Annotated in this window: 19 protein-coding genes and 1 tRNA gene; 12 read left to right on the forward strand and 8 right to left on the reverse strand. The window is 73.6% G+C overall.

The features are described from left to right. Window positions 1-39 precede the first annotated feature (39 nt). The 5 genes from EDF38_RS11045 to EDF38_RS11065 all read right to left on the reverse strand — a co-directional run bounded on the left by EDF38_RS11045 (window position 40) and on the right by EDF38_RS11065 (window position 4,275). On the reverse strand, window positions 40-786 hold the full coding sequence (locus EDF38_RS11045) for a bifunctional 2-polyprenyl-6-hydroxyphenol methylase/3-demethylubiquinol 3-O-methyltransferase UbiG (RefSeq protein ID WP_233572395.1): 747 nt from the start codon (window positions 784-786) through the stop codon (window positions 40-42). Continuing rightward, window positions 783-1,454 (reverse strand): DUF2064 domain-containing protein, encoded by a 672-nt coding sequence (locus EDF38_RS11050; protein WP_123355466.1) that lies wholly within the window; start codon window positions 1,452-1,454, stop codon window positions 783-785. Before EDF38_RS11050 ends, EDF38_RS11045 begins: the two co-directional genes overlap by 4 nt. Then, window positions 1,451-2,119, reverse strand: coding sequence for a glycosyltransferase family 2 protein (locus tag EDF38_RS11055; RefSeq protein ID WP_123355467.1), 669 nt, complete (start codon window positions 2,117-2,119; stop codon window positions 1,451-1,453). The genes EDF38_RS11050 and EDF38_RS11055 overlap by 4 nt, the downstream gene beginning before the upstream one ends. Before the next feature lie 171 nt (window positions 2,120-2,290). Further along, window positions 2,291-3,373, reverse strand: a complete 1,083-nt coding sequence (locus EDF38_RS11060; protein WP_123355468.1) for an NAD(P)-dependent oxidoreductase — start codon at window positions 3,371-3,373, stop codon at window positions 2,291-2,293. Further along, window positions 3,370-4,275 (reverse strand): MTAP family purine nucleoside phosphorylase, encoded by a 906-nt coding sequence (locus EDF38_RS11065; RefSeq protein ID WP_233572396.1) that lies wholly within the window; start codon window positions 4,273-4,275, stop codon window positions 3,370-3,372. Before EDF38_RS11065 ends, EDF38_RS11060 begins: the two co-directional genes overlap by 4 nt. Before the next feature lie 38 nt (window positions 4,276-4,313). Here EDF38_RS11065 and glp point away from each other — a divergent pair, with 38 nt between their 5' ends. The 5 genes from glp to EDF38_RS11090 all read left to right on the forward strand — a co-directional run bounded on the left by glp (window position 4,314) and on the right by EDF38_RS11090 (window position 8,961). After that, a complete protein-coding gene (gene glp / locus EDF38_RS11070; RefSeq protein WP_123355469.1) occupies window positions 4,314-5,564 on the forward strand; it encodes a gephyrin-like molybdotransferase Glp in 1,251 nt (416 codons plus the stop codon). Beyond that, on the forward strand, window positions 5,557-6,048 hold the full coding sequence (gene moaC / locus EDF38_RS11075) for a cyclic pyranopterin monophosphate synthase MoaC (RefSeq protein WP_123355470.1): 492 nt from the start codon (window positions 5,557-5,559) through the stop codon (window positions 6,046-6,048). Before glp ends, moaC begins: the two co-directional genes overlap by 8 nt. Continuing rightward, window positions 6,045-6,536 (forward strand): molybdenum cofactor biosynthesis protein B, encoded by a 492-nt coding sequence (locus EDF38_RS11080; RefSeq protein ID WP_123355471.1) that lies wholly within the window; start codon window positions 6,045-6,047, stop codon window positions 6,534-6,536. The genes moaC and EDF38_RS11080 overlap by 4 nt, the downstream gene beginning before the upstream one ends. Then, window positions 6,529-7,080, forward strand: a complete 552-nt coding sequence (locus tag EDF38_RS11085; protein ID WP_123355472.1) for a molybdenum cofactor biosynthesis protein MoaE — start codon at window positions 6,529-6,531, stop codon at window positions 7,078-7,080. Before EDF38_RS11080 ends, EDF38_RS11085 begins: the two co-directional genes overlap by 8 nt. A gap of 66 nt (window positions 7,081-7,146) precedes the next feature. Continuing rightward, window positions 7,147-8,961: an ABC-F family ATP-binding cassette domain-containing protein gene (locus EDF38_RS11090; protein ID WP_123355473.1), complete on the forward strand. Its 1,815-nt coding sequence runs from the start codon at window positions 7,147-7,149 to the stop codon at window positions 8,959-8,961. 40 nt (window positions 8,962-9,001) lie between these two features. Here the strand turns inward: EDF38_RS11090 and EDF38_RS11095 are convergent, their stop codons facing one another. Further along, the gene (locus EDF38_RS11095; RefSeq protein WP_123355474.1) at window positions 9,002-9,523 is read right to left on the reverse strand and encodes a MarR family winged helix-turn-helix transcriptional regulator; all 522 of its coding nucleotides are present in this window, start codon (window positions 9,521-9,523) and stop codon (window positions 9,002-9,004) included. Between the two features lie 164 nt (window positions 9,524-9,687). Here EDF38_RS11095 and EDF38_RS11100 point away from each other — a divergent pair. The 3 genes from EDF38_RS11100 (at window position 9,688) to EDF38_RS11110 (ending at window position 12,303) form a co-directional block, all read left to right on the forward strand. Next, a tRNA-Gln gene (locus EDF38_RS11100) sits at window positions 9,688-9,759 on the forward strand. Window positions 9,760-9,850: 91 nt separating this feature from the next. Further along, on the forward strand, window positions 9,851-11,284 hold the full coding sequence (gene glmU / locus EDF38_RS11105) for a bifunctional UDP-N-acetylglucosamine diphosphorylase/glucosamine-1-phosphate N-acetyltransferase GlmU (protein WP_123355475.1): 1,434 nt from the start codon (window positions 9,851-9,853) through the stop codon (window positions 11,282-11,284). A 41-nt stretch (window positions 11,285-11,325) separates the two neighbouring features. Then, complete coding sequence (locus EDF38_RS11110; protein WP_123355476.1) at window positions 11,326-12,303, forward strand: ribose-phosphate diphosphokinase; 978 nt, start codon at window positions 11,326-11,328, stop codon at window positions 12,301-12,303. A gap of 129 nt (window positions 12,304-12,432) precedes the next feature. Here EDF38_RS11110 and gndA read toward each other — a convergent pair whose 3' ends face one another. After that, window positions 12,433-13,836 carry an NADP-dependent phosphogluconate dehydrogenase gene (gene gndA / locus EDF38_RS11115; RefSeq protein WP_123355976.1) on the reverse strand — a complete coding sequence of 468 codons (1,404 nt, stop codon included), beginning with the start codon at window positions 13,834-13,836 and terminating at the stop codon, window positions 12,433-12,435. A 251-nt stretch (window positions 13,837-14,087) separates the two neighbouring features. On the opposite strand from gndA, the gene EDF38_RS11120 reads away from it, so the two are divergent. From EDF38_RS11120 to mfd, 4 genes are all read left to right on the forward strand, one after another. Continuing rightward, window positions 14,088-14,609 carry a gluconokinase gene (locus EDF38_RS11120; RefSeq protein WP_233572397.1) on the forward strand — a complete coding sequence of 174 codons (522 nt, stop codon included), beginning with the start codon at window positions 14,088-14,090 and terminating at the stop codon, window positions 14,607-14,609. Between the two features lie 241 nt (window positions 14,610-14,850). Then, window positions 14,851-15,486 (forward strand): 50S ribosomal protein L25/general stress protein Ctc, encoded by a 636-nt coding sequence (locus tag EDF38_RS11125; RefSeq protein ID WP_123355477.1) that lies wholly within the window; start codon window positions 14,851-14,853, stop codon window positions 15,484-15,486. Between the two features lie 64 nt (window positions 15,487-15,550). After that, window positions 15,551-16,138, forward strand: coding sequence for an aminoacyl-tRNA hydrolase (gene pth, locus EDF38_RS11130; RefSeq protein WP_123355478.1), 588 nt, complete (start codon window positions 15,551-15,553; stop codon window positions 16,136-16,138). A gap of 95 nt (window positions 16,139-16,233) precedes the next feature. Then, the gene (gene mfd / locus EDF38_RS11135) at window positions 16,234-19,848 is read left to right on the forward strand and encodes a transcription-repair coupling factor (RefSeq protein WP_123355479.1); all 3,615 of its coding nucleotides are present in this window, start codon (window positions 16,234-16,236) and stop codon (window positions 19,846-19,848) included. Here mfd and nhaA read toward each other — a convergent pair. After that, window positions 19,763-20,959, reverse strand: coding sequence for a Na+/H+ antiporter NhaA (gene nhaA / locus EDF38_RS11140; RefSeq protein WP_123355480.1), 1,197 nt, complete (start codon window positions 20,957-20,959; stop codon window positions 19,763-19,765). The genes mfd and nhaA overlap by 86 nt on opposite strands. Between the last annotated feature and the right edge of the window lie 62 nt (window positions 20,960-21,021).

The following is a 21,021-nucleotide window of genomic DNA, read 5'->3' on the forward strand; positions in this document are numbered from 1 at the left end:
GCGGCGAGCGAGGCCCACCGCGTGCGGCGAGGCCCGCCGCTAGCCGCGGACGATGCGACAGAAGGTGCGCTCGCCGACCGACCAGGTCTGCGAGACGCGCAGGCCCGCGGTCGCGGCGTGCCGGCCGAGCGCCTCGCGCCCGACCTCGGCCCACGGGAAGGTCGCGCTGGCGCGGCCCTGCTCGTCGACGACCTGGGCGTCGTAGACGACGTCCGTCTCGGCGTCGGGGGCCGTCTCGACGACGACCGAGCCCGAGCGGGCCACGACGGCGGAGGCGCGGGCCACCAGGGCTCCCGGGTCGCCCCCGATGCCGATGTTGCCGTCGAGCAGGAGGGCGACGTCCCACGTCCCCTCGCCGGGCACCGCGTCGAAGACCGAGCCGGCGACGACGGGCAGGCCCGCGTCGGCGGCCATGGCGACCGCCGTCGTCGAGACGTCGACCCCGAGGGCGTCGAGGCCGCGCTCGACCGAGGCGCGGACCATGCGGGCAGGGCCGCAGCCGATGTCGAGCACCGAGGTCGCGCCGAGGATCGTGCTGAGGTCGGCGGCGTCGGCGCCGCGGCTCCACCGGGCCACGTCGAAGGCGTCGGCGGCGGGCGTGGCGAGGGCGGGGGCGGCCGGGCCGGCGAGGAGGGCGCCGCCGTGGGCACCCCGCGAGGGGGCGGCCGGGCGGGCGCTGCCCGGTGAGCGGACGAGCTGGAGTCGTCCCTCACGGCGGAGGGCGCGGGCGTAGGGCTCCGCGCCTCCGGAACCGAAGGTGGGCTGGGGGTCGGTCGCGATGGTCACGAGCGGGCCTCCTCTGTCGTGGTGCGGGTTCGGGGCGCGTCGCCCGAGGACTCGGGATCGACCCGGCGCAGCGTCGCCGCGAACGACGAGCCGGGGGCGGCCGCGGCGGCGAGGCGGGCGTCGTCGATGGTGTCGACGTCGACGAGCTCGGGGAGGCGGCCGACGCGGAGGCCGGCGGAGGCGAGGCGGGCGAGCTGGTGGGCGCCCGTGTCGTCCTGCGACATCGGCACGCCGCGCAGCAGGTCTCCGGTCGGCCGGGCGAGCGCGAGCGCCCACCAGCCGCCGTCGTTGGCCGGGCCGAACCAGGCGTCGACGTCGTCGGTCCACGCGTCGAAGACGGGGGCGACGTCGGCGACGGTCAGCTGCGGGGTGTCCATGCCGACGAGCAGCGTCGGGCCCTCGACCTCGTCGAAGAGGGCTCCGAGCCGGGCGTCGAGGCCGCCGCCGATCTGGGTGATCACATCGAAGTCTTCGGAGCCGGGCGGTGTTCGGTTGCCGTCGAAGAGCAGCACCCGGCGCGTCGCCGGCAGGGCGCGCACGACGGCGAGGGTGTCCTGCACGGCTGCGGCGGCCACCTCGGCGGCCTGCTCGAGGCTGAGCGGCGGGTGCAGGCGGGTCTTGACCTTGCCGGGCAGGGTCTCCTTCGCGATCACGACGACGGTCGTCATCGGCCGGCCTCCCGCAGCAGGCGCGACATGTCCTGGATCGCCCGGCGGGTGCCGCGGATCGTGCCGGTCACCTTGCTGCGGCCGACGCGCGGGGCGTACGGCGCGTCGAGCTCGCGGATGCGCCAGCCCGCCTCCGACGCCCGCAGCACCATCTCGAGGGGGTAGCCGCTGCGGCGGTCGCGGAGGTCGAGGCCGAGCAGGCCCTCGCGGCTGGCGACCCGCATCGGGCCGAGGTCGTGGAGGCGCACGCCGGAGGCGCGGCGCATGAGGTGCGCGAGGGCCACGTTCGCGAGGCGCGCGTGCAGGGGCCAGGCACCGCGGGTCGTCGGGCGGCGACGGCCCAGCACGAGCTCGGCGTCGCCGCGGAGCACCGGCTCGGCGAGGGCGACGAGGTCGGCGGGGTCCATCGACGCGTCGGCGTCGCAGAAGGCGACCCACGGGGCGGTCGCCGCCTCGAGGCCGGCGTGGGCGGCCGCGCCGAAGCCGCGACGCGCCTCCGTGACGACGAGGGCGCCGTGCTCGGCGGCGACGCGGGCCGAGGCGTCGGTCGACCCGTTGTCGACGACGATGGCCCGCCAGCCCTCGGGCAGGCGTCCCAGCACCCAGGGGAGGGCGCCCTCCTCGTCCAGGCACGGGAGCACCACGTCGACCAGTGCTGTGCTCATGGGACGACCGTACTGACGCCGTCCTGGGAACGACCGCCGCCGCCCCGGACTGGGGTCGGGCCCCTCGCGGGACGGCCAGGCGGGGTCGGGCGCGGTCGGGCCCCTCGCGGGCCGGCTGGGGCGGGCGCGGTCGGGCGCGAGCGTGCCCCGGTCGACGGCGCCCGCTCGTCGCTAGCTCGTCACGGCCGCCCGGAGCGGGGCCGTCGCGAACTCGCGCATGCCCTCCTCGAAGCTCATGCTCGGCTCCCAGCGCAGCTCGGTGCGGAGCCGCTCCGACGAGGCGGTGACGTGGCGCACGTCGCCGGCGCGGTACTCGCCGGTGACGACGGGCTCGGGTCCGCCGGCCTCGCGGGCCAGCGCCTCCGCCATCTCGCCGATGGTGTGCACCGTGCCGCTGCCGACGTTGAAGGCGCGGGACGTGTCGGGCGGCTGCTCCGCCGTCCAGTCGAGGGCGGCGAGGTTGGCCGCGGCCACGTCGCGCACGTGCACGAAGTCGCGGCGCTGGGCGCCGTCCTCGTAGACGCGGGGGGCCTCGCCGCGCTGCAGCGCCGAGCGGAACAGCGAGGCGACGCCGGCGTAGGGCGTGTTCTGCGGCATGCCCGGCCCGTAGACGTTGTGGTAGCGGAGCGCCGCCGCCCGGCCGCCCGTGCTGCGCGCCCACGACGTCGCGAGATGCTCCTGCGTCAGCTTGGTGATGGCGTAGACGTTGCGCGGGTCGAGGGGCGCCTCCTCCGAGATGAGCTGCGGCTCGAGCAGCTCGCCGGCGGCGTCGCGAGGGTCGAAGACGCCCGCGTCGAGGTCGGCGATGCGGCGCGGTGCGGGCCGCTCGGTCTCGCCGGTGCTCGTGCGGTAGCTGCCCTCGCCGTAGACGACCATCGACGAGGCGACGACGAGTCGGTCGACGCCGGCGCGGTCCATCGCGGCGAGCAGCACGGCCGTGCCGTGCTCGTTGCTGTCGACGTAGTCGGGGGCGTCCTGGAAGTCGACGCCGAGGCCGACCTTCGCCGCCTGGTGGCAGACCGCGTCGACCCCGGCGAGTGCCGCGTCGACGACGGCGGCGTCGCGGACGTCGCCCCGGACGAAGTCGACCCGGGGGTCGACGTCGGGCTCTCCGCCGTGCACGTCGGCGCGCAGAGAGTCGAGCACCCGCACCCGCCAGCCGGCCTCGAGGGCGCCGGCCACGATGGCCGAGCCGATGAACCCGGCGCCGCCCGTGACGAGCAGCAGCCCGCGGTCGCCCGTCCCGCCGCTCATGCGCCCACCCCGCGCACCGGCCGCGCCAGCACCTCGGCGACGGCCGCGGCCGGGATCAGCTCGCGCGGCTCGTAGTCGTGGGGCAGCCCGGCGACGATCGACTCGATGGCCGCGACGATGCGGGGCTGGGCCGCGGCGAGGCGCTCCATGACGAGCTGGTGGCTGACCGCGTCGTCGTCGGTGCCCTCCTCCGGCGAGATGCCCGCGTCGCTGTCGGTGACGAACGAGATGTTGACGGCGCCCATGCCGAGCTCGAGGGTGAGCGGCACCTCCGGGTACATCGTCATGTTGATCGTGTGCGCCCCAGCGGCGCGGAACCAGAGCGACTCGGCGCGGGTCGAGAACCGCGGCCCCTGGATCACGACGCACGTGCCGGTCGGCGCGAAGGGCTCGCCCTGCGCCTCGAGCGCGGCGACCGCCGCCGCGCGCAGCGTCGGGTCGAACGGGTCGGCGGCGACGAGGTGCTGCACCGAGCCCGGCTCGTCGTAGAAGGTGTCGACGCGGCCCCAGGTGCGGTCGATGAACTGGTCGGTGACGACCATCGTGCCCGGCGGGTACTCCGGGCTGACGCCGCCGACGGCCGACGACGAGACGACGGCCCTCGCGCCCAGCGACGCGAGCGCCCAGACGTTCGCGCGGAAGTCGATGCGGTGCGGCGGCACCGAGTGGCCCTTGCCGTGCCGGGTGAGGAACGCGACGGTCTTGCCGCCCATCTCGCCGACGGTCACCTCGCTCGAGGTGGGGCCGTAAGGCGTCTCGACGACGTGGCTCGTCGCCGTGCCCGGGGCGAAGAGCGAGTAGAGGCCCGAGCCGCCGATGACGGCGACGTCGACGCGGGGCAGGCCCCCGTCGACGGGGGCGGAGGACGAGGAGGCGCGCTGCGGGAGATCGGTGTCGGTCACCCTGGGTACGCTACTGGCGACCGCAGTGAGAGGGATCCGTGCGCACCATCGAGCAGCACCAGGCCGACGTCCGAGCCCTCGTCGAGGCAGCGCTCCGCTCCCGTCCCGCGGAGTCGCTCGTCGTCGACCCGGCCCGCCTCGTCGCCGAGCCGGACCACTACCGGCGCCGGGTGCTCGCCGCCGACCTCGTCGCCCCGATCGACCTGCCGCCGTTCGCCAACTCGCAGATGGACGGCTACGCGCTCACCGCCGCCGACGCCGCGGGCGAGGGCGACCTCGACCTCCGGGTCGTCGGGCGCATCCCCGCCGGGCGCACCGGGCCCGAGCTCCTGCCGGGCACGGCGGCCCCGATCATGACGGGCGCCGCGGTGCCCGAGGGCGCGTCCGTCGTCGTGCCGATCGAGCGGGCGACCCCGCCCGCCTTCCCCGCCGAGTCGGCCGAGGCCCGCGTCACCGTGGCCGGGCCCGTCGAGCCCGGCACCTACGTCCGCCCGGCCGGCAGCGACGTCGCCGCCGGCAGCACCTTGTTCACGGCCGGCACGGTGCTCACCCCCGCGCGGTGGGGCGTGGCGGCGGCGTCCGGCATCGCGAGCGTCGACGTGGTCCGTCGCCCGCGCCTCCTGCTCGTGTCGACGGGGGAGGAGCTCGCGGCCCCGGGCAGCGAGCTCGCGCCGGGCCTGATCCACGACGCCAACGGGGCGAGCCTCGCGGCGGCCCTCGTCGACGTCGGCGTCGAGGTCGTCGTCGAGCGGGTGTCGGACGACGCGGCCGCCCTGCTCGCCGTCGTCGCACGCCACGCGGCCGACGTCGACCTCGTCGTCACCACCGGCGGCGTCAGCGCGGGCGCGTACGAGGTCGTGCGCGACGCCTTCGAGGACGCCGGGGTCACGTTCGGGTCGGTGGCGATGCAGCCGGGCGGTCCGCAGGGCTGGGGCACGGTCGGCGTGCACGGTCGGTCGCTCGCCGCCGTCTGCTTCCCGGGCAACCCGGTCAGCGCGCTCGTGTCGTTCGAGGTCTTCCTGCGGCCCGTGCTGCAGGCGTTCACGGGCGTCGGCGGTGCCCGTCGCGAGCGGACGGCGCCCATGGGCGAGTCCGCCGACTCGCCGGTCGGCAAGCACCAGCTGCGCCGGGGCAGGCTCGACGTCGACGGCCGGGTCGTGCTCGTCGGCGGGCCGAGCTCGCACCTGCTCGCGGCGCACGCCGCGGCGACGGTGCTCGTCCACGTGCCGGTCGGCGTCGACCGCCTCGACGAGGGCGACCAGGTCGTAGTGTGGGCGCTCGATGAGTGACACGAGCCCCGCGGCCCCGGAGGGCCTCACCCACGTCCGCGCCGACGGCTCCGCCCACATGGTCGACGTCACCGGCAAGGCGGAGACGAGCCGCGAGGCGGCTGCCCAGGCGGTCGTCACCACCCGCCCCGACGTCGTGGCCCGGCTCGCCGACGGCACCCTGCCGAAGGGCGAGGCGCTCGGCACGGCCCGCATCGCCGGCATCATGGCGGCGAAGCAGACCCCGGCCCTCATCCCGCTCTGCCACCCGCTGCCGCTCGGCGCGATCACCGTCGACTTCGAGGTCGCCGAGTCGTCGGTGACCATCGTCGCCCGCGTCGCCACCCGCGGGGCGACCGGCGTCGAGATGGAGGCGCTGACCGCGGCCACCGTCGCGGCCCTCACCCTGTTCGACATGATCAAGGCCGTCGACCACCTCGCCGTCATCGGCGACGTCAAGGTGCTCGAGAAGAGCGGCGGCAAGAGCGGGGCCTGGTCGCGATGAGCGACCCGCAGCGCCGCCGCACGGCCGTCGTGGTCGTCGCCTCGACCCGGGCCGCGGCCGGTCGCGCCGACGACCTCACCGGGCCGGTCCTCCACGACTGGTTCGCGGCCCGCGGCTGGCAGGTCGACCCGCCCGTCGTCGTCCCCGACGGCGACCCGGTGGGAGCGGCGCTCGCCGCGGCCGTGGCCGCCGGCGTCGACGTGGTCGTCACGACCGGCGGCACCGGCCTCACCCCGACCGACCTCACGCCCGAGCAGACGCGGCCGCTGCTCGACCGCGAGATCCCCGGCATCGCCGAGGAGCTGCGTCGTCGCGGCACCGCCGCCACCCCGACCGCCGTCCTGTCGCGCGGCCTCGCGGGCGTCGCCGGCCGCACCGTCGTGGTCAACCTGCCCGGGTCCCGCGGGGGAGTCCGCGACGGGCTCGACGTCCTCGACCCGCTCCTCGACCACCTCGTCGACCAGATCGCCGGAGGCGCGCATGACTGACCCCGTCGCCCACGACCCCGTCGCCCACGACCCCGAGGCGCACGACCCCGGGGCGCCCGACCCCGCCGCCGCGGCCCTCGAGGCGTCGCCCGACGCGGTCCCGCCGGCGGACGGCCCGAGCGGACGCGTGCTGCTCGCCGAGGTGGTCTCGACGGCCCTCTCGGCGACCGAGTGCTCGGTGATCGTCGCGAGCCGCGCCTCCGGGGCGGTCGTGACCTTCGAGGGCGTCGTGCGCGACCACGACGACGGGCGCGGCGTGACGGCCCTGCACTACGAGCGGCACCCCTCGGCCGGCGACGTCATGCGCGAGGTCGCCGAGCAGATCGCGTCCGAGCACCCGGCGGTGCTCGTCGCCGTGCAGCACCGGGTCGGCGACCTCGGCATCGGCGACGTCGCCCTCGCCTGCGCGGTCTCGTCCGCCCACCGCGCCGAGGCCTTCGCGGCCTGCTCGGCGCTCGTCGACCTCGTCAAGGAGCGCCTGCCGATCTGGAAGCGGCAGGAGTTCACCGACGGCACCGACGAGTGGGTCGCCTCGCTCGGCTGACGCCCGTCGCCGGAGCCGAGGGAACCCGCGACCGAGGCCCACCCGTGCGTCGCCTACGCTCGTCGGGTGGCACATCTCCTCGGCGCAGAATCCCTCAAGCTCGAATTCCCGACCAAGGTCGTCCTCGACGGGGTGACCCTCGGCATCGACGAGGGCTCCCGCATCGGCGTCGTCGGACGCAACGGCGACGGCAAGTCGACCCTCATGTCGGTGCTCGCCGGCCGGCTCGAGCCCGACGACGGCCGCGTGACGACGCGTCGCGGCCTCACCATCGGCATGCTCGACCAGCGCGACGTGCTGCCCGAGGCCGACACCGTCGGCGCGACCATCGTCGGCGACCGCGACGAGCACGAGTGGGCGGGCGACAGCCGCATCCGCGACGTCATCTCGGGCCTCGCCAGCGACATCCCGTGGGAGGCGCGGCTCGGCGACCTCTCCGGCGGCCAGCGGCGTCGGGTCGCCCTCGCGCGCCTCCTCGTGGGCGACTGGGACGTGCTGTTCCTCGACGAGCCCACCAACCACCTCGACGTGGAGGGCGTGGCCTGGCTGGCCGAGCACCTGCGTCGTCGCTGGTCGCCGACGTCGGGCGCGCTCGTCGTCGTGACGCACGACCGGTGGTTCCTCGACGAGGTCTCGACCGACACCTGGGAGGTGCACGACGGCATCGTCGAGCCCTTCGAGGGCGGGTACGCGGCGTACGTGCTGCAGCGCGTCGAGCGCGACCGCAGCGCGGCGGCGAGCGAGTCGAAGCGCCAGAACCTCATGAAGAAGGAGCTCGCCTGGCTCCGCCGCGGCGCCCCGGCCCGCACGTCGAAGCCGAAGTTCCGCATCGACGCGGCGAACGAGCTCATCGCCGACGAGCCGCCCGCGCGCGACTCGGTGCAGCTGTCGCAGATGGCGACCGCCCGGCTCGGCAAGGACGTCGTCGACCTCGTCGAGGTCGGCGTCTCGTTCGGCGAGAAGCGCATCCTGCACGGCGTCGAGTGGCGCATCGCGCCCGGCGAGCGCACCGGCATCCTCGGCGTCAACGGCGCCGGCAAGTCGACGCTGCTGAAGCTCGTCACGGGCGACCTGCAGCCGACGGAGGGGCGGGTCAAGCAGGGCAAGACGGTCAAGTTCGCGATCCTCGACCAGCAGCTCGCCGACCTGCACGAGGTGGCGAACGAGAAGGTGAACGACCTCATCGGGCGGCAGCGCACCTCCTACGTCACCGCCGGCAAGGAGATGACGCCGGGCCAGCTGCTCGAGCGCCTCGGCTTCACGAGCGCGCAGCTGCAGACGCCCATCAAAGACCTCTCCGGCGGGCAGAAGCGCCGGCTGCAGTTCCTGCTGATCCTGCTGAACGAGCCGAACGTGCTCATCCTCGACGAGCCCACCAACGACCTCGACACCGACATGCTCGCCGCGATGGAGGACCTCCTCGACGGCTGGCCCGGCACCCTGCTCGTCGTCTCGCACGACCGGTACCTGCTCGAGCGCGTCACCGACCAGCAGTACGCCGTGCTCGACGGGGCCTTCCGGCACCTGCCGGGCGGCGTCGAGCAGTACCTGGCGCTCCGCAAGCAGGTGACGGACAACCAGAGAGGCGCGACCGACCGCCCGACCGCGGTCCAGGGAGCGCACGGTTCCGTCGCCGCGGCGGCGGCCGCCTCGGGGCTCTCGGGCGCCGAGAAGCGCAACGCGGAGAAGGAGCTCGGCTCGATCGACCGCAAGCTCGCCAAGGCGGGCGGCGAGCGCGCGGGACTGCTCGAGCAGTTCGCGACGTTCGACCAGGGCGACTTCGACGGGCTCGCGGCGCTGCAGGCGAAGCTCACGGCGCTCGACCACAAGACGGCCGAGCTCGAGGTGCGCTGGCTGGAGCTCAGCGAGCTGCTGGCGTAGCGGCGGCCCTCAGCGGCCACCCGCCGCCGCCGCGGTGCGCTCAGCCGCCGAGCGTGAGGCTCAGCGTGCGCAGCAGCGACGCGAGGCGGCGCCGGTCGTCGTCGTCGAGGTCGCCGAGCAGCTCGCGCTCGGCGCCGACCAGGCGCTCGATGGCGTCGTCGACGACGCGTCCGCCGTCGCGGGTGAGCTGCACGAGCACGCCCCGCCCGTCGTTCGGGTCGGTGCGCCGCTCGACGAGCCCGCGGGCGACGAGGCGGTCGATGCGGTTCGTCATGGCGCCGCTCGAGACGAGCGTCTGCTGCAGCAGGGCCTTCGGGCTCAGCCGATAGGGCGAGCCCGCCCGACGGAGGGCCGAGAGGACGTCGAACTCCCACTGCTCGACGTCGCCGGCGACGAACGCGTCGCGGCGGGCGCGCTCGAGGTGCTTGGCGAGCCGGTCGACGCGCGAGAGGACGTGCAGGGGCGCGAAGTCGAGGTCGGGTCGCTCCCGCGTCCAGGCGTCGACGATGCGATCGACCTCGTCGTGCGGGTCGACCTCGCCGTGGGCGCCGGGAGCGGACATCCCCTCATCATGGCACCGCGCCTCCCGTCGCCCCGGGCCGCGCCCCCACACGACCGAGGGCGGGCATCCGTGCTCGAGGGCGGGTCGCCCGCGACCCGCCCTCGACGGCAGGGACGGCTCGCGCCGCGCGCCGTCTGGCAGAATCGACCCGCGCGCGAGCGCGGTCCGCCATGGTGTAACGGCAGCACGACAGCCTTTGGAGCTGTTAGGTCCAGGTTCGAATCCTGGTGGCGGAGCCCTCGCGGCCCCGTGCGTCGGCCCGGCCTCCGACCCGCCCTCGCCGTGGGAGGATCGGCTGGTCACGCGCCCGCCTCACCAAGGAGTCCCATGCCCGAACGCAGCCTCGCCGTCGTCGTCCTCGCCGCAGGTCAGGGCACGCGCATGAAGTCGTCGACGCCGAAGGTGCTGCACCGCCTCGCGGGCCTGCCGCTGATCCAGCACGTGCTCGAATCGGCCGCCGCCCTCGAGCCCGAGCACCTCGTCGCGGTCGTCCGGCACGAGCGCGACCTCGTCGTCACGAGCATCGTCGAGACGGCGCCCGGCGCCCTCATCGTCGACCAGGACGACGTGCCCGGCACCGGCCGCGCCGTCGAGCAGGCCGTCGAGGCCCTCCCCGCCGACTTCGACGGCGACGTCGTCGTCGTCAGCGCCGACGTGCCGTTCCTCGACCACACGACGCTCGGCGCGCTCCTGCAGCAGCACCGCGAGGAGGCGCTGGCCGCCACGCTGCTCTCCGCCGTCCTCCCCGACGCCACGGGCTACGGTCGCGTGCTCCGGGCCGCGGGCGGCGACGTCGAGCGCATCGTCGAGCACAAGGACGCCAGCGACGACGAGCGCGCCGTGCGCGAGGTCAACAGCGGCACCTACGCCTTCACCGTCGCCGCGCTGCGCACCCACCTGCCCCGCGTCGGCTCGGCCAACGCGCAGAACGAGAAGTACGTCACGGACGTCGTCGGCCTCCTCACGGGCGCCGGCGAGCGGGTCGGCGCCCGTGCCGTCGAGGAGGCCTGGCGGCTCGAGGGCATCAACGACCGCGTGCAGCTCGCCGTGGCCGCCCGTCGCCTCAACGACCGCATCGTCGAGCACTGGCAGCGTGAGGGCGTCAGCATCGTCGACCCGCAGACCACCTGGATCGACCGCGACGTGTCGCTCAGCCCCGACGTCGAGCTCCTCCCCGGCACGCAGCTCCGGGGCGCGACGTACGTCGCGTCCGGCGCCGTCGTCGGGCCCGACACGACGCTCGTCGACACCGAGGTCGGCGAGGGCGCGGTCGTGAAGCGCACCGACGCGACCCTCGCGGTCATCGGGGCCCGCGCCTCCGTCGGCCCGTTCTCGTACCTGCGACCCGGCACGACCCTCGGCGAGGGCGGCAAGATCGGCACGTTCGTCGAGACGAAGAACGTCGAGATCGGCGCGGGCTCGAAGGTGCCGCACCTCAGCTACATCGGCGACACCGAGGTCGGCACCGACTCGAACATCGGGGCCGGCACGATCACCGCGAACTACGACGGGGTCCACAAGCACCGCACGACCGTCGGGTCGAACGTGCGCACCGGGTCGCACAACGTCTTCGTCGCCCCCGTTAGGATTGGCGACGGAGCCTACTCAGGGGCCGGGACCGTCGTGCGGAAGGACGTGCCGGCGGGTGCCCTGGCCCTGAGCATCGCTCCACAGCGCAATGCGAGCGGATGGGTCGAGGCGAACCGCCCCGGCACCGCGGCTGCCGAGGCCGCGGCTCGTGCCGAACGAACGACCGACTGAACCCGGTCGGGTTGGCCCCTCGGGGCCGGAGAGCGAGTGACGTGTCCGGAATCAAGATCACCGGCGAGAACCGACTCGTCCTGATCTCGGGGCGTGCGCACCCCGAGCTCGCGAACCAGATCGCGAGCGAGCTCGGCTCCGAGCTCATCCCGACCGACGCGCGCACCTTCGCGAACGGCGAGCTGTACGCCCGCTTCGACGAGAGCGTCCGCGGCTCGGACGCGTTCGTCATCCAGTCGCACTCGGCGCCGATCAACGAGTGGCTCATGGAGCAGCTCATCATGGTCGACGCCCTCAAGCGCGCCTCCGCCAAGCGCATCACCGTCGTCGCGCCGTTCTACCCGTACGCCCGGCAAGACAAGAAGGGCCGCGGTCGCGAGCCGATCTCGGCCCGCCTCGTCGCCGACCTCTTCAAGGCCGCCGGCGCCCACCGCATCATGAGCGTCGACCTGCACGCGCCGCAGATCCAGGGCTTCTTCGACGGCCCCGTCGACCACCTGTTCGCCATGCCGGTGCTGCTCGAGCACTTCCGCGCCAAGCTCGACAACTCGACCCTGACGGTCGTCTCGCCCGACATGGGCCGCGTCCGCGTCGCCGACATCTGGAGCGAGAAGCTCGACGCCCCCCTCGCGATCATCCACAAGCGCCGCGACCCGCTCGTGCCGAACCAGGTGACCGTGCACGAGATCGTCGGCGATGTCGAGGGCCGTGTCTGCCTGCTCGTCGACGACCTCATCGACACCGGCCGCACCATCGTCAAGGCCGCCGAGGCCCTCAAGGCCTCCGGCGCGATCGGCGTCGTCGTCGCGGCGACGCACGCGGTGTTCAGCGACCCTGCGCCCGAGATCCTCAACAGCGAGTTCATCGACTCGGTCGTCGTCACCGACACCCTGCCGCTGACCGAGCACCAGAAGTTCCCCAAGCTCGAGATCCTCCCGATCGCCCCGCTGATCGCCCGGGCGATCCACGAGGTCTTCGACAACGGGAGCGTCACGTCGATGTTCGACGGTGCCGCGTAGCGGCTCCGTCGAACCGACAGGCACAGCCGACGGGGCCCCCGAGGACTGTCGCACCTGCGCGAACAGAACGGCCGTGACCGGGTTGCACCCGACCACGGCCGTTCTCGTTCGTTCAGTCCCCCCGCACCCTCAGTGCGTCGACGGCTCCGTCTCGATCTCCGACCGGTCGCCCGACCAGAGGGTGTGGAACACGCCCTCCTCGCCGACGCGCTCGTACGTGTGGGCGCCGAAGAAGTCGCGCTGCCCCTGGATGAGGGCGGCGGGGAGGCGCTCCGACGCGAGCGAGTCGTAGTACGACAGCGCCGACGCGAACCCGGGCACGGGGATGCCCGAGAGGGCCGCCTTCGCGACGATGCGGCGCCAGGCCTGTTCGCCGTCGCGGACGGCGGCGGCGAAGTAGTCGTCCTCGAGCAGCGTCGCGATCGTGGAGTCCTTCTCGTACGCCTCGACGATGCGGTTGAGGAACTGGGCGCGGATGATGCAGCCGCCGCGCCAGATCTTCGCGACCGCGCCCTTGTCGATGTCCCACCCGTACTCGAGCGCGCCCGCGACGATGGCGTCGAACCCCTGGGCGTAGGCCACGATCTTGGAGGCGTAGAGCGCCTTCTGCACGTCGTCCTCGAAGCCGTCGCCCGCCTCCTGCACCTCGGGGCGGCCCTGCAGCGTGGCCTGCACCGCCGCGCGTTGATCGGGCTTCGACGACACGGCCCGGGCGAAGACGGCCTCGGCGATGCCGCCGACGGGCACGCCCAGCCCGACGCTGTTCTGCACGGTCCAGACGCCGGTGCCCTTCGACCCGGCCGCGTCGACGATCGAGTCGACGAGCGGGCCGCCGGTCTTCGCGTCGACCTGGCGCAGCACCTCCGCCGTGATCTCGATGAGGTACGACTCGAGCTCGCCCTCGTTCCACGTCTCGAACACGGCCGCGATGTCGGCCGGCTCGTGGCCGCCGACGCGGCGGAGCAGGTCGTACGACTCGGCGATGAGCTGCATGTCGGCGTACTCGATGCCGTTGTGGATCATCTTGACGAAGTGGCCGGCCCCGTCCGAGCCGATGTGCGTGACGCAGGGCTCGCCCTCGGCGACCGCGGCGATCGACGAGAGGATCGGGCCCAGCGTCTCGTAGGCCTCCTTCGACCCTCCCGGCATGATGGACGGCCCCTTGAGCGCGCCCTCCTCGCCGCCGGAGATGCCCGCGCCGACGAAGTTCAGGCCCCGCTCCTTGAGGGCCGCCTCGCGCCTCCGGGTGTCCTGGAAGTTGGCGTTGCCGCCGTCGACGATGATGTCGCCCTCCTCGAAGAGGTCGGCGAGCTGGTCGATGACGGCGTCGGTGCCCTTGCCCGCCTGCACCATGATGATCGCGGTGCGCGGCTTCTCGAGCGACGCGGCGAAGTCCTCGATCGACCTCGAGGCCACGAAGCCGGCGTCGCCGTGCTCGCTCATGAGGGTGTCGGTGCGCTCGGGGGAGCGGTTGTACACCGCCACGGTGTTGCCCTCGCGGCCGGCGAGGTTGCGGGCGAGGTTCGAGCCCATGACGGCCAGGCCGACGACTCCGATGTTCGCCTGGGCGGTGGGGGTGGACTGTTCTCCGTGGTCGGTCACGGTGCCTCCTTGCGGTCGATGACGCTCGCACCCTATTCCTCGGCCCTGCGCTCCTGACAGGCCCCGTCGAGGCAGGTCGCCGCCGCGGCGCCGGGGGCTCGCGGGGCCCCGCCCCGGACGACACGAGGAGGCGCGTCTACGGTGGTCGGGACCGCCGCCGTCCCCGACACCGAGAGGTCCCCGTGCCCGAGACCCCGCTGCCCGCGTCCATCCCGCCCGTCGTCGTCATGGGGGTGTCCGGCTCCGGCAAGTCCACCGTCGGCGAGCTGCTCGCCCGGACGGCCCGCGTGCCGTTCGTCGACGCCGACGACCTGCACCCGCAGGCCAACCGCGACAAGATGGCGGCCGGCCACGCCCTCGACGACGACGACCGTGCTCCCTGGCTCGAGATCGTGGCGCAGCGGATCCGCGACGCCGGCACGGACGGCGTCGTCGTGGCGTGCTCGGCGCTGAAGCGCTCGTACCGCGACGTGCTCCGGGGCGGCGACCCGCGCCTCCGGTTCGTCCACCTCACGGGGGTGCGCGAGCTGGTCGCCGAGCGCCAGAAGGCCCGCAAGGGGCACTTCATGCCGCCCGGGCTGATGGAGTCGCAGTTCGCGACCCTCGAGCCGCTCGGCGACGACGAGCCCGGCTTCGGCGTCGACGTGTCGGCCGGGCCCGACGAGATCGTGGCCGAGGCGCTCGCCCGGCTCGGCGGGCGCTGACCGGTCCGCCGCCGCCGTCGGCCCGCGCCGGCGGGTTGGCGACACGCCCGGGCGACCTGTAGCCTGGGTGACGACTTCGGCGAGGGATGCTCCGGCATCCGTTATCGACGCGGTAGGCAGGCACTCGGTCTCGTGACATTCGTCCCCACTGCTGCGAGGTCCCTCCTCACGCGATCTGCGTTCGAGTTGACATCGACCCACACACCCCCGGGCCGCCAGGCCCGCAGAAACGGAGACACCCATGGCTGACGACACCACCCTGTCCGCTCTCGTCCGCACCAGCTTCGGCAAGGGCGCGGCCCGCAAGATCCGCGCGAAGGACCAGATCCCCGCGGTCATCTACGGCCACGGCACCGACCCCCAGCACGTCACCCTGCCCGGCCACGAGACGATGCTCATCACGCGTCGCTCGAACGCGCTGATCACCCTCGACATCGAGGGCACCCAGCAGCTCGCCCTCGTCAAGGACATCCAGCGCGACCCGGTGAAGCAGGTCATCGAGCACATCGACCTCATCGTCGTCCGCCAGGGCGAGAAGGTCACCGTCGACGTGCCCGTTCACATCGAGGGCGAGTCGGCTCCCGGGACGATCCACGTCGTCGAGCTCAACGTCATCTCGCTCGAGGTGTCGGCCACCGACATCCCGCAGTCGGTCGTCGTGTCAATCGAGGGCCTCGAGGAGGGCGCGCAGGTCCAGGCCTCCGACGTCGTCCTGCCGTCCGGCGCGACGCTCGTCACCGAGCCCGAGACGCTCGTCACGAGCGTGTCGGTGCCCCAGCTCGACCTCACCACCGACGCCGTCGACGACGAGTCGGGCGAGGCCGCCGAGGCCGAGGGCGACGTGCCCTCGATCGAGGACGAAGAGCGCTCCGAGTAACACCCGCTCCACCGCCCCACGACCGTCCGTCAGCGCCGCTGCGTCCCCCGAGGAGGAACACCCCGTGGACGACTCGCAGTGGCTCGTGGTCGGGCTCGGCAACCCCGGGCCCGGCTACGCCGGCAACCGGCACAACGTGGGGCAGATGGTGCTCTCCGAGCTGGCGGGCCGCATGTCGGCCCGCTTCACGAAGCACCGCACCCCGTCGCGCGTCGCGGAGGGCCGCCTCGTCCCGGGCGGCCCCCGCTTCGTGCTGGCGGCACCCGACAGCTTCATGAACCTGTCCGGCGGCCCGGTCTCGGCGCTGCTGCGGTTCTACGGCCTCGACGTCTCACGGCTGATCGTCGTCCACGACGAGCTCGACATCGACTTCGACACGGTGAAGCTGAAGCAGGGCGGCGGCCACGGCGGCCACAACGGCCTGCGCGACATCATCGCCGCGGCGGGATCGAACGACTTCACCCGGGTGCGGGTCGGCATCGGCCGCCCCCCGGGTCGACAGGACGCCGCCGACTTCGTCCTGCGCGACTTCTCGTCGACCGAGCGGCGCGACCTGCCGGTCCTGCTCGCCGACGCGGCCGACGCCGTCGAGATGATCGCCACCGACGGCCTGACCGCCGCGCAGCTCAAGTTCCACACCTCGAAGGCCTGACGGCCCGACGGCCTCCGGGCTCAGCCCGGTCCTGTCCGGCCTCGCGCTCAGCGAACGGCGAGCCCGTTGTCGGTGGTGCCAAGTAGCCTTGTCGGGTGATACTCGCGGGCTTGATCCCGGCGCTCTCGCGCGCCTCCACGTTCTCTGCTGCCCTCGAGAGGGCAGGTCGCAGCACCGACTTCAGTCTCGTCGACGGTCTGCGCGTCCCCCTGCTCGCCGGGCTGCTCGCCCGCCGCGAGGGCCCCCAGGCGATGCTCGTCGTGACGGCCACGGGTCGCGAGTCGGAGGCCGTCCGCGGCTCGCTCGCGAGCTACGTGCCCGGTGCCGAGGTGATCGAGTTCCCGGCGTGGGAGACCCTGCCGCACGAGCGCCTCAGCCCCGGCGCCGAGACGGTCGGCAAACGCATCCACGCCCTGAGGCGGCTCGCGGCCTGGGCCGCCGAGGCCGAGGCGTCGCCCGCCGAGGTGCGGCCGATCGTCGTCGTCGCGGGTGTGCGGGCCGCGCTGCAGCCGCTCTCCGACAACCTCGCCGACATCGACCCGGTGTCGCTGGTCGTCGGCGACCGTGGCCACGACCTCTCGGCGATCGCCGGTCGTCTCGTCGACCTGGCCTACGCCCGGGTCGACATGGTCACCCGGCGGGGCGAGTTCGCCGTCCGCGGCGGCATCCTCGACGTCTTCGCCCCGACGGCCGAGCACCCGGTCCGCGTCGACTTCTTCGGCGACGAGGTCGACCAGATCCGGCGCTTCTCCGTCGCCGACCAGCGCAGCCTCGACGGCGAGGTGCCCTCGGTCGAGCTCCCGCCGAGCCGCGAGATGCTGCTCACCGACCAGGTGCGTCAGCGCGCGCGCGAGATGCAGCACGAGTTCCCGAGCCTGGCGCAGATGCTGGCCAAGATCGCGGAGGGCATCCCCGTCGAGGGCATGGAGTCGCTGGCGCCCGCGCTCGTGCACGGCCTCGTGCCGCTGACGCACTACCTGCCGGCCGGCGCCTCCGTCGCCGTCCTGTCGCCCGAGCGCGTGAACTCGCGCGCCCAGAGCCTGGCCGAGACGAACCGCGAGTTCCTCTCCGCGGCGTGGAGCGCCGCGACCGCGGGCGCCGAGGCCCCCATCGACCTCGACGCCGGCGACTTCATCACGCTCCGCGAGCTGCGCGAGTCGGCGGGCGATCGTGCCTGGTTCACCGTCAGCGGCTTCGACTCGGGCGAGGTGCTCACCGACGACGAGGCGGCGCAGTCGGCGGGCGACTACGTCCGGGTCGACGCGGCCCCCGTCCCGAGCTTCAGCGGGCACGCCGAGGGCGCGCTCGAGCACGTCGTCGGCCGCGTGCACGACGGCTGGCGGGTCGTCGTCACGGCCCGCGGCACCGGCCTCGTCGAGCGTGCCCGCGACGTGCTCTCCGAGCGCGGCGTCGCCGCGCGCCTCGAGGACGCCCTGCCCGACGAGCTCGAGCCGCGCGTCGTCCACCTCGTCGCCGGCGGCGTCGAGGCCGGCTTCGAGCTGCCCGAGGCGAAGATCGCCGTGCTCGGCGAGAGCGACTTCTACGGCCGGTCGGCGAACTACGACTCCCGTCAGGTCAAGAAACTGGCCAGCCGCCGCAAGGCGGTCGTCGACCCGCTGCAGCTCAAGACGGGCGACGTCGTCGTGCACCAGACGCACGGCATCGGCAAGTTCCTCGAGCTGACGAGCCGCGAGGTGAGCTCCGGCGGCAAGAACGCCGTGAAGAACAGCCGCGAGTACCTCGTGCTCGAGTACGCGCCGTCCAAGCGCGGCTACCCGGGCGACAAGCTCTACGTGCCGACCGACCAGCTCGACCTCCTCAGCCGCTACGTCGGAGGCGAGGCCCCCACGCTCAGCAAGATGGGCGGCAGCGACTGGGCCTCGGCGAAGAGCAAGGCGCGTCGCGCCGTCCGTGACATCGCGGTCGAGCTCGTGAAGCTCTACTCGGCGCGCATGGCGTCGAAGGGCCACGCCTTCCCGCCCGACACCCCGTGGCAGCGTGAGCTGGAGGAGGCCTTCCCGTTCGCCGAGACGCCCGACCAGCTGACGACGATCGACGAGATCAAGGCCGACATGGAGCGGCCGATCCCGATGGACCGCCTGCTCTCGGGCGACGTCGGCTACGGCAAGACCGAGGTCGCCGTGCGGGCCGCTTTCAAGGCGATCCAGGACGGCAAGCAGGTCGTCATGCTCGTGCCGACCACGCTGCTCGTGAAGCAGCACACCGACACGTTCGCCGACCGCTTCGCCGGCTTCCCCGTGCACCTCCGCAGCCTCAGCCGGTTCCAGAGCGCGAAGGAGAGCCGCGAGACGATCGCTGGCCTCGCCGACGGGACGGTCGACATGGTCATCGGCACGCACCGCCTGCTGAGCGAGAGCCTCGTCTACAAAGACGTCGGGCTCGTCATCATCGACGAAGAGCAGAGATTCGGCGTCGAGCACAAGGACGCCCTCAAGAAGCTCAAGACCAACGTCGACATCCTCGCGATGTCGGCGACACCCATCCCGCGCTCCCTCGAGATGGCGGTCACGGGCATCCGGGAGATGTCGACCCTGGCGACCCCGCCGGAGGACCGCCACCCGATCCTCACGTTCGTGGGTCCCGAGAGCGACCGGCAGAAGGCCGCGGCGATCCGTCGGGAGCTGCTCCGCGAGGGGCAGATCTTCTACGTGCACAACCGCGTGTCGAGCATCAACCGCGTCGCGGCGCAGATCGCCGAGCTCGTGCCGGAGGCCCGCGTCGCCGTGGCGCACGGCCAGATGGCCGAGTCGACCCTCGAGCAGGTCATGGTCGACTTCTGGGAGCGCAAGTTCGACGTGCTCGTCTCGACGACCATCATCGAGACCGGTCTCGACATCGCCAACGCGAACACGCTGATCATCGACCGCGCCGACAAGTACGGGCTCAGCCAGCTGCACCAGCTCCGCGGTCGCGTCGGACGTGGTCGCGAGCGGGGCTACGCGTACTTCCTCTACGACGCCGAGAAGCCGCTCAGCGAGACCGCCCAAGACCGGCTCGAGACGATCGCGGCCAACAACGAGCTCGGGGCCGGCATGCAGGTCGCCCTAAAGGACCTGGAGATCCGCGGCGCCGGCAACCTGCTCGGAGGCGAGCAGTCGGGCCACATCGCCGGGGTCGGCTTCGACCTCTACCTGCGCATGATCGGCGAGGCCGTGGGCACGTTCCGCGGCGACGTGGCGGAGGGCCAGACCGAGCTCCGGCTCGAGCTGCCGGTCGACGCGCACATCCCCGAGGAGTACGTCGAGAGCGAGCGCCTCCGGCTCGAGGCCTACCAGAAGCTGTCGACCGCGAGCTCGCCGACGTCGAGCGACGAGCAGATCGACTCGGTGCTCGACGAGCTCACCGACCGGTACGGCACGCCTCCCGAGTCGGTCCTCGCCCTCATCGAGGTGTCACGCCTCCGGCGCGCGGCCGTGAAGGCGGGCCTCAGCGAGGTCGTCGTCATGGGCAGCAACCTCCGCGTCGCCGGGGTCGACCTGCCCGACAGCATGCAGGTGCGGCTGCAGCGCATGTACCCGGGGTCGCGCTGGTTCGGCCAGACGAACTCGGTGAGCGTGCCGCTGCCTCGTCGCCACGGCGAGGCGCTGCCCGACGGCGAGCTGATCAGCTGGGTCGAGCAGCTGATGAGCGCGATCTACTCGGCCGAGGTGCCGCGGCCCGCCGCCGATGCCTCCGCGCCTGCGAGCTGACCACCACCACCGACGCCACGACCGAGACGCCCGACCCGATCAGCACGGCGAGGGTGCCCTCGTCGACGACTTCGGGCGAGCGGGCGAAGGCCAGCTCGTTCATGAGCAGCGACACGGTGAAGCCGATGCCGCCGAGGACGCCGACCAGGGCGACGTCCGCGAGCCGCAGGGTCGGTCTCGCGGGCGAGCGGGCCACGTGCGCCGCGATGCCGCCGAACAGCGTGATGCCGACGAGCTTGCCGACGGGCAGCGCCAGGACGATGCCCCAGAACGCCGGGCGCAGCTCGGAGACCCCGACCGACGGCACGACCACGGCCGCGGCCGAGAACGCGAAGAGCGGGAGCACGACGCCGGCGACGGCGGGCTCGAGCGCGTGCTTCGCGCGACCGGCCGGGCGCCGGGGGAGGACGAGGCCGACGGCCACGCCCGCGATGGTCGCGTGCACGCCGCTCTGCAGCACGAGGTACCAGGTGACGACGGCCAGCACGATGACGAGTGCGACCGCTGCGCGACCCGAGGTCCCGCCGCGACCGAGCAGCCGACCGGCGAGCGCCGTGGCGGCGACCCCGACGACGGCCGCGAGGAGCCAGCCGAGCTCGGTGCCCTGCGTGAAGAACACCGCGATGATGACGATGGCGATCAGGTCGTCGAGCACCGCCAGCGCCAGCAGGAAGATGCGGATGCCGCTCGGCAGCCCCCGCCCGAAGAGCGCCAGCACACCGAGGGCGAAGGCGATGTCGGTCGCGGTCGGGATCGGCCAGCCGCCGGTGAACGGCGTCCCCGCCGTGACCGCGAGGTAGAGGCCGGCGGGCACGACGACGCCGCCGACGGCCGCGATCGCCGGGACGAGCGCCCGGCTCGGCGAGGCGAGCTCACCGGCCACGAGCTCGTGCTTGAGGTCGACCGCGACGACGAAGAAGAAGACGGCGAGCAGCCCGTCGCTGATCCAGTGCGCGACGGACAGGTCGAGGCCGAGCAGGGGGACGGCGAGGTGCGCCGCACGGAGGTCGAGCAGCCCCGGCCCCAGCGCGCTGTTGGCGAGGACGAGGCCGAGCAGCGCGGCCCCCAGCAGGATGACGGCGGAGGCACGTTCGGATCGGAGCAGGCTCACGGAGGCCTTTCAGGGGTCGACGACGGGGTCGTCGACCAGACTTCCCGACACGCCTACGCTCG

Source organism: Frigoribacterium sp. PhB160, from assembly GCF_003751785.1.
Lineage (GTDB): Bacteria > Actinomycetota > Actinomycetes > Actinomycetales > Microbacteriaceae > Frigoribacterium.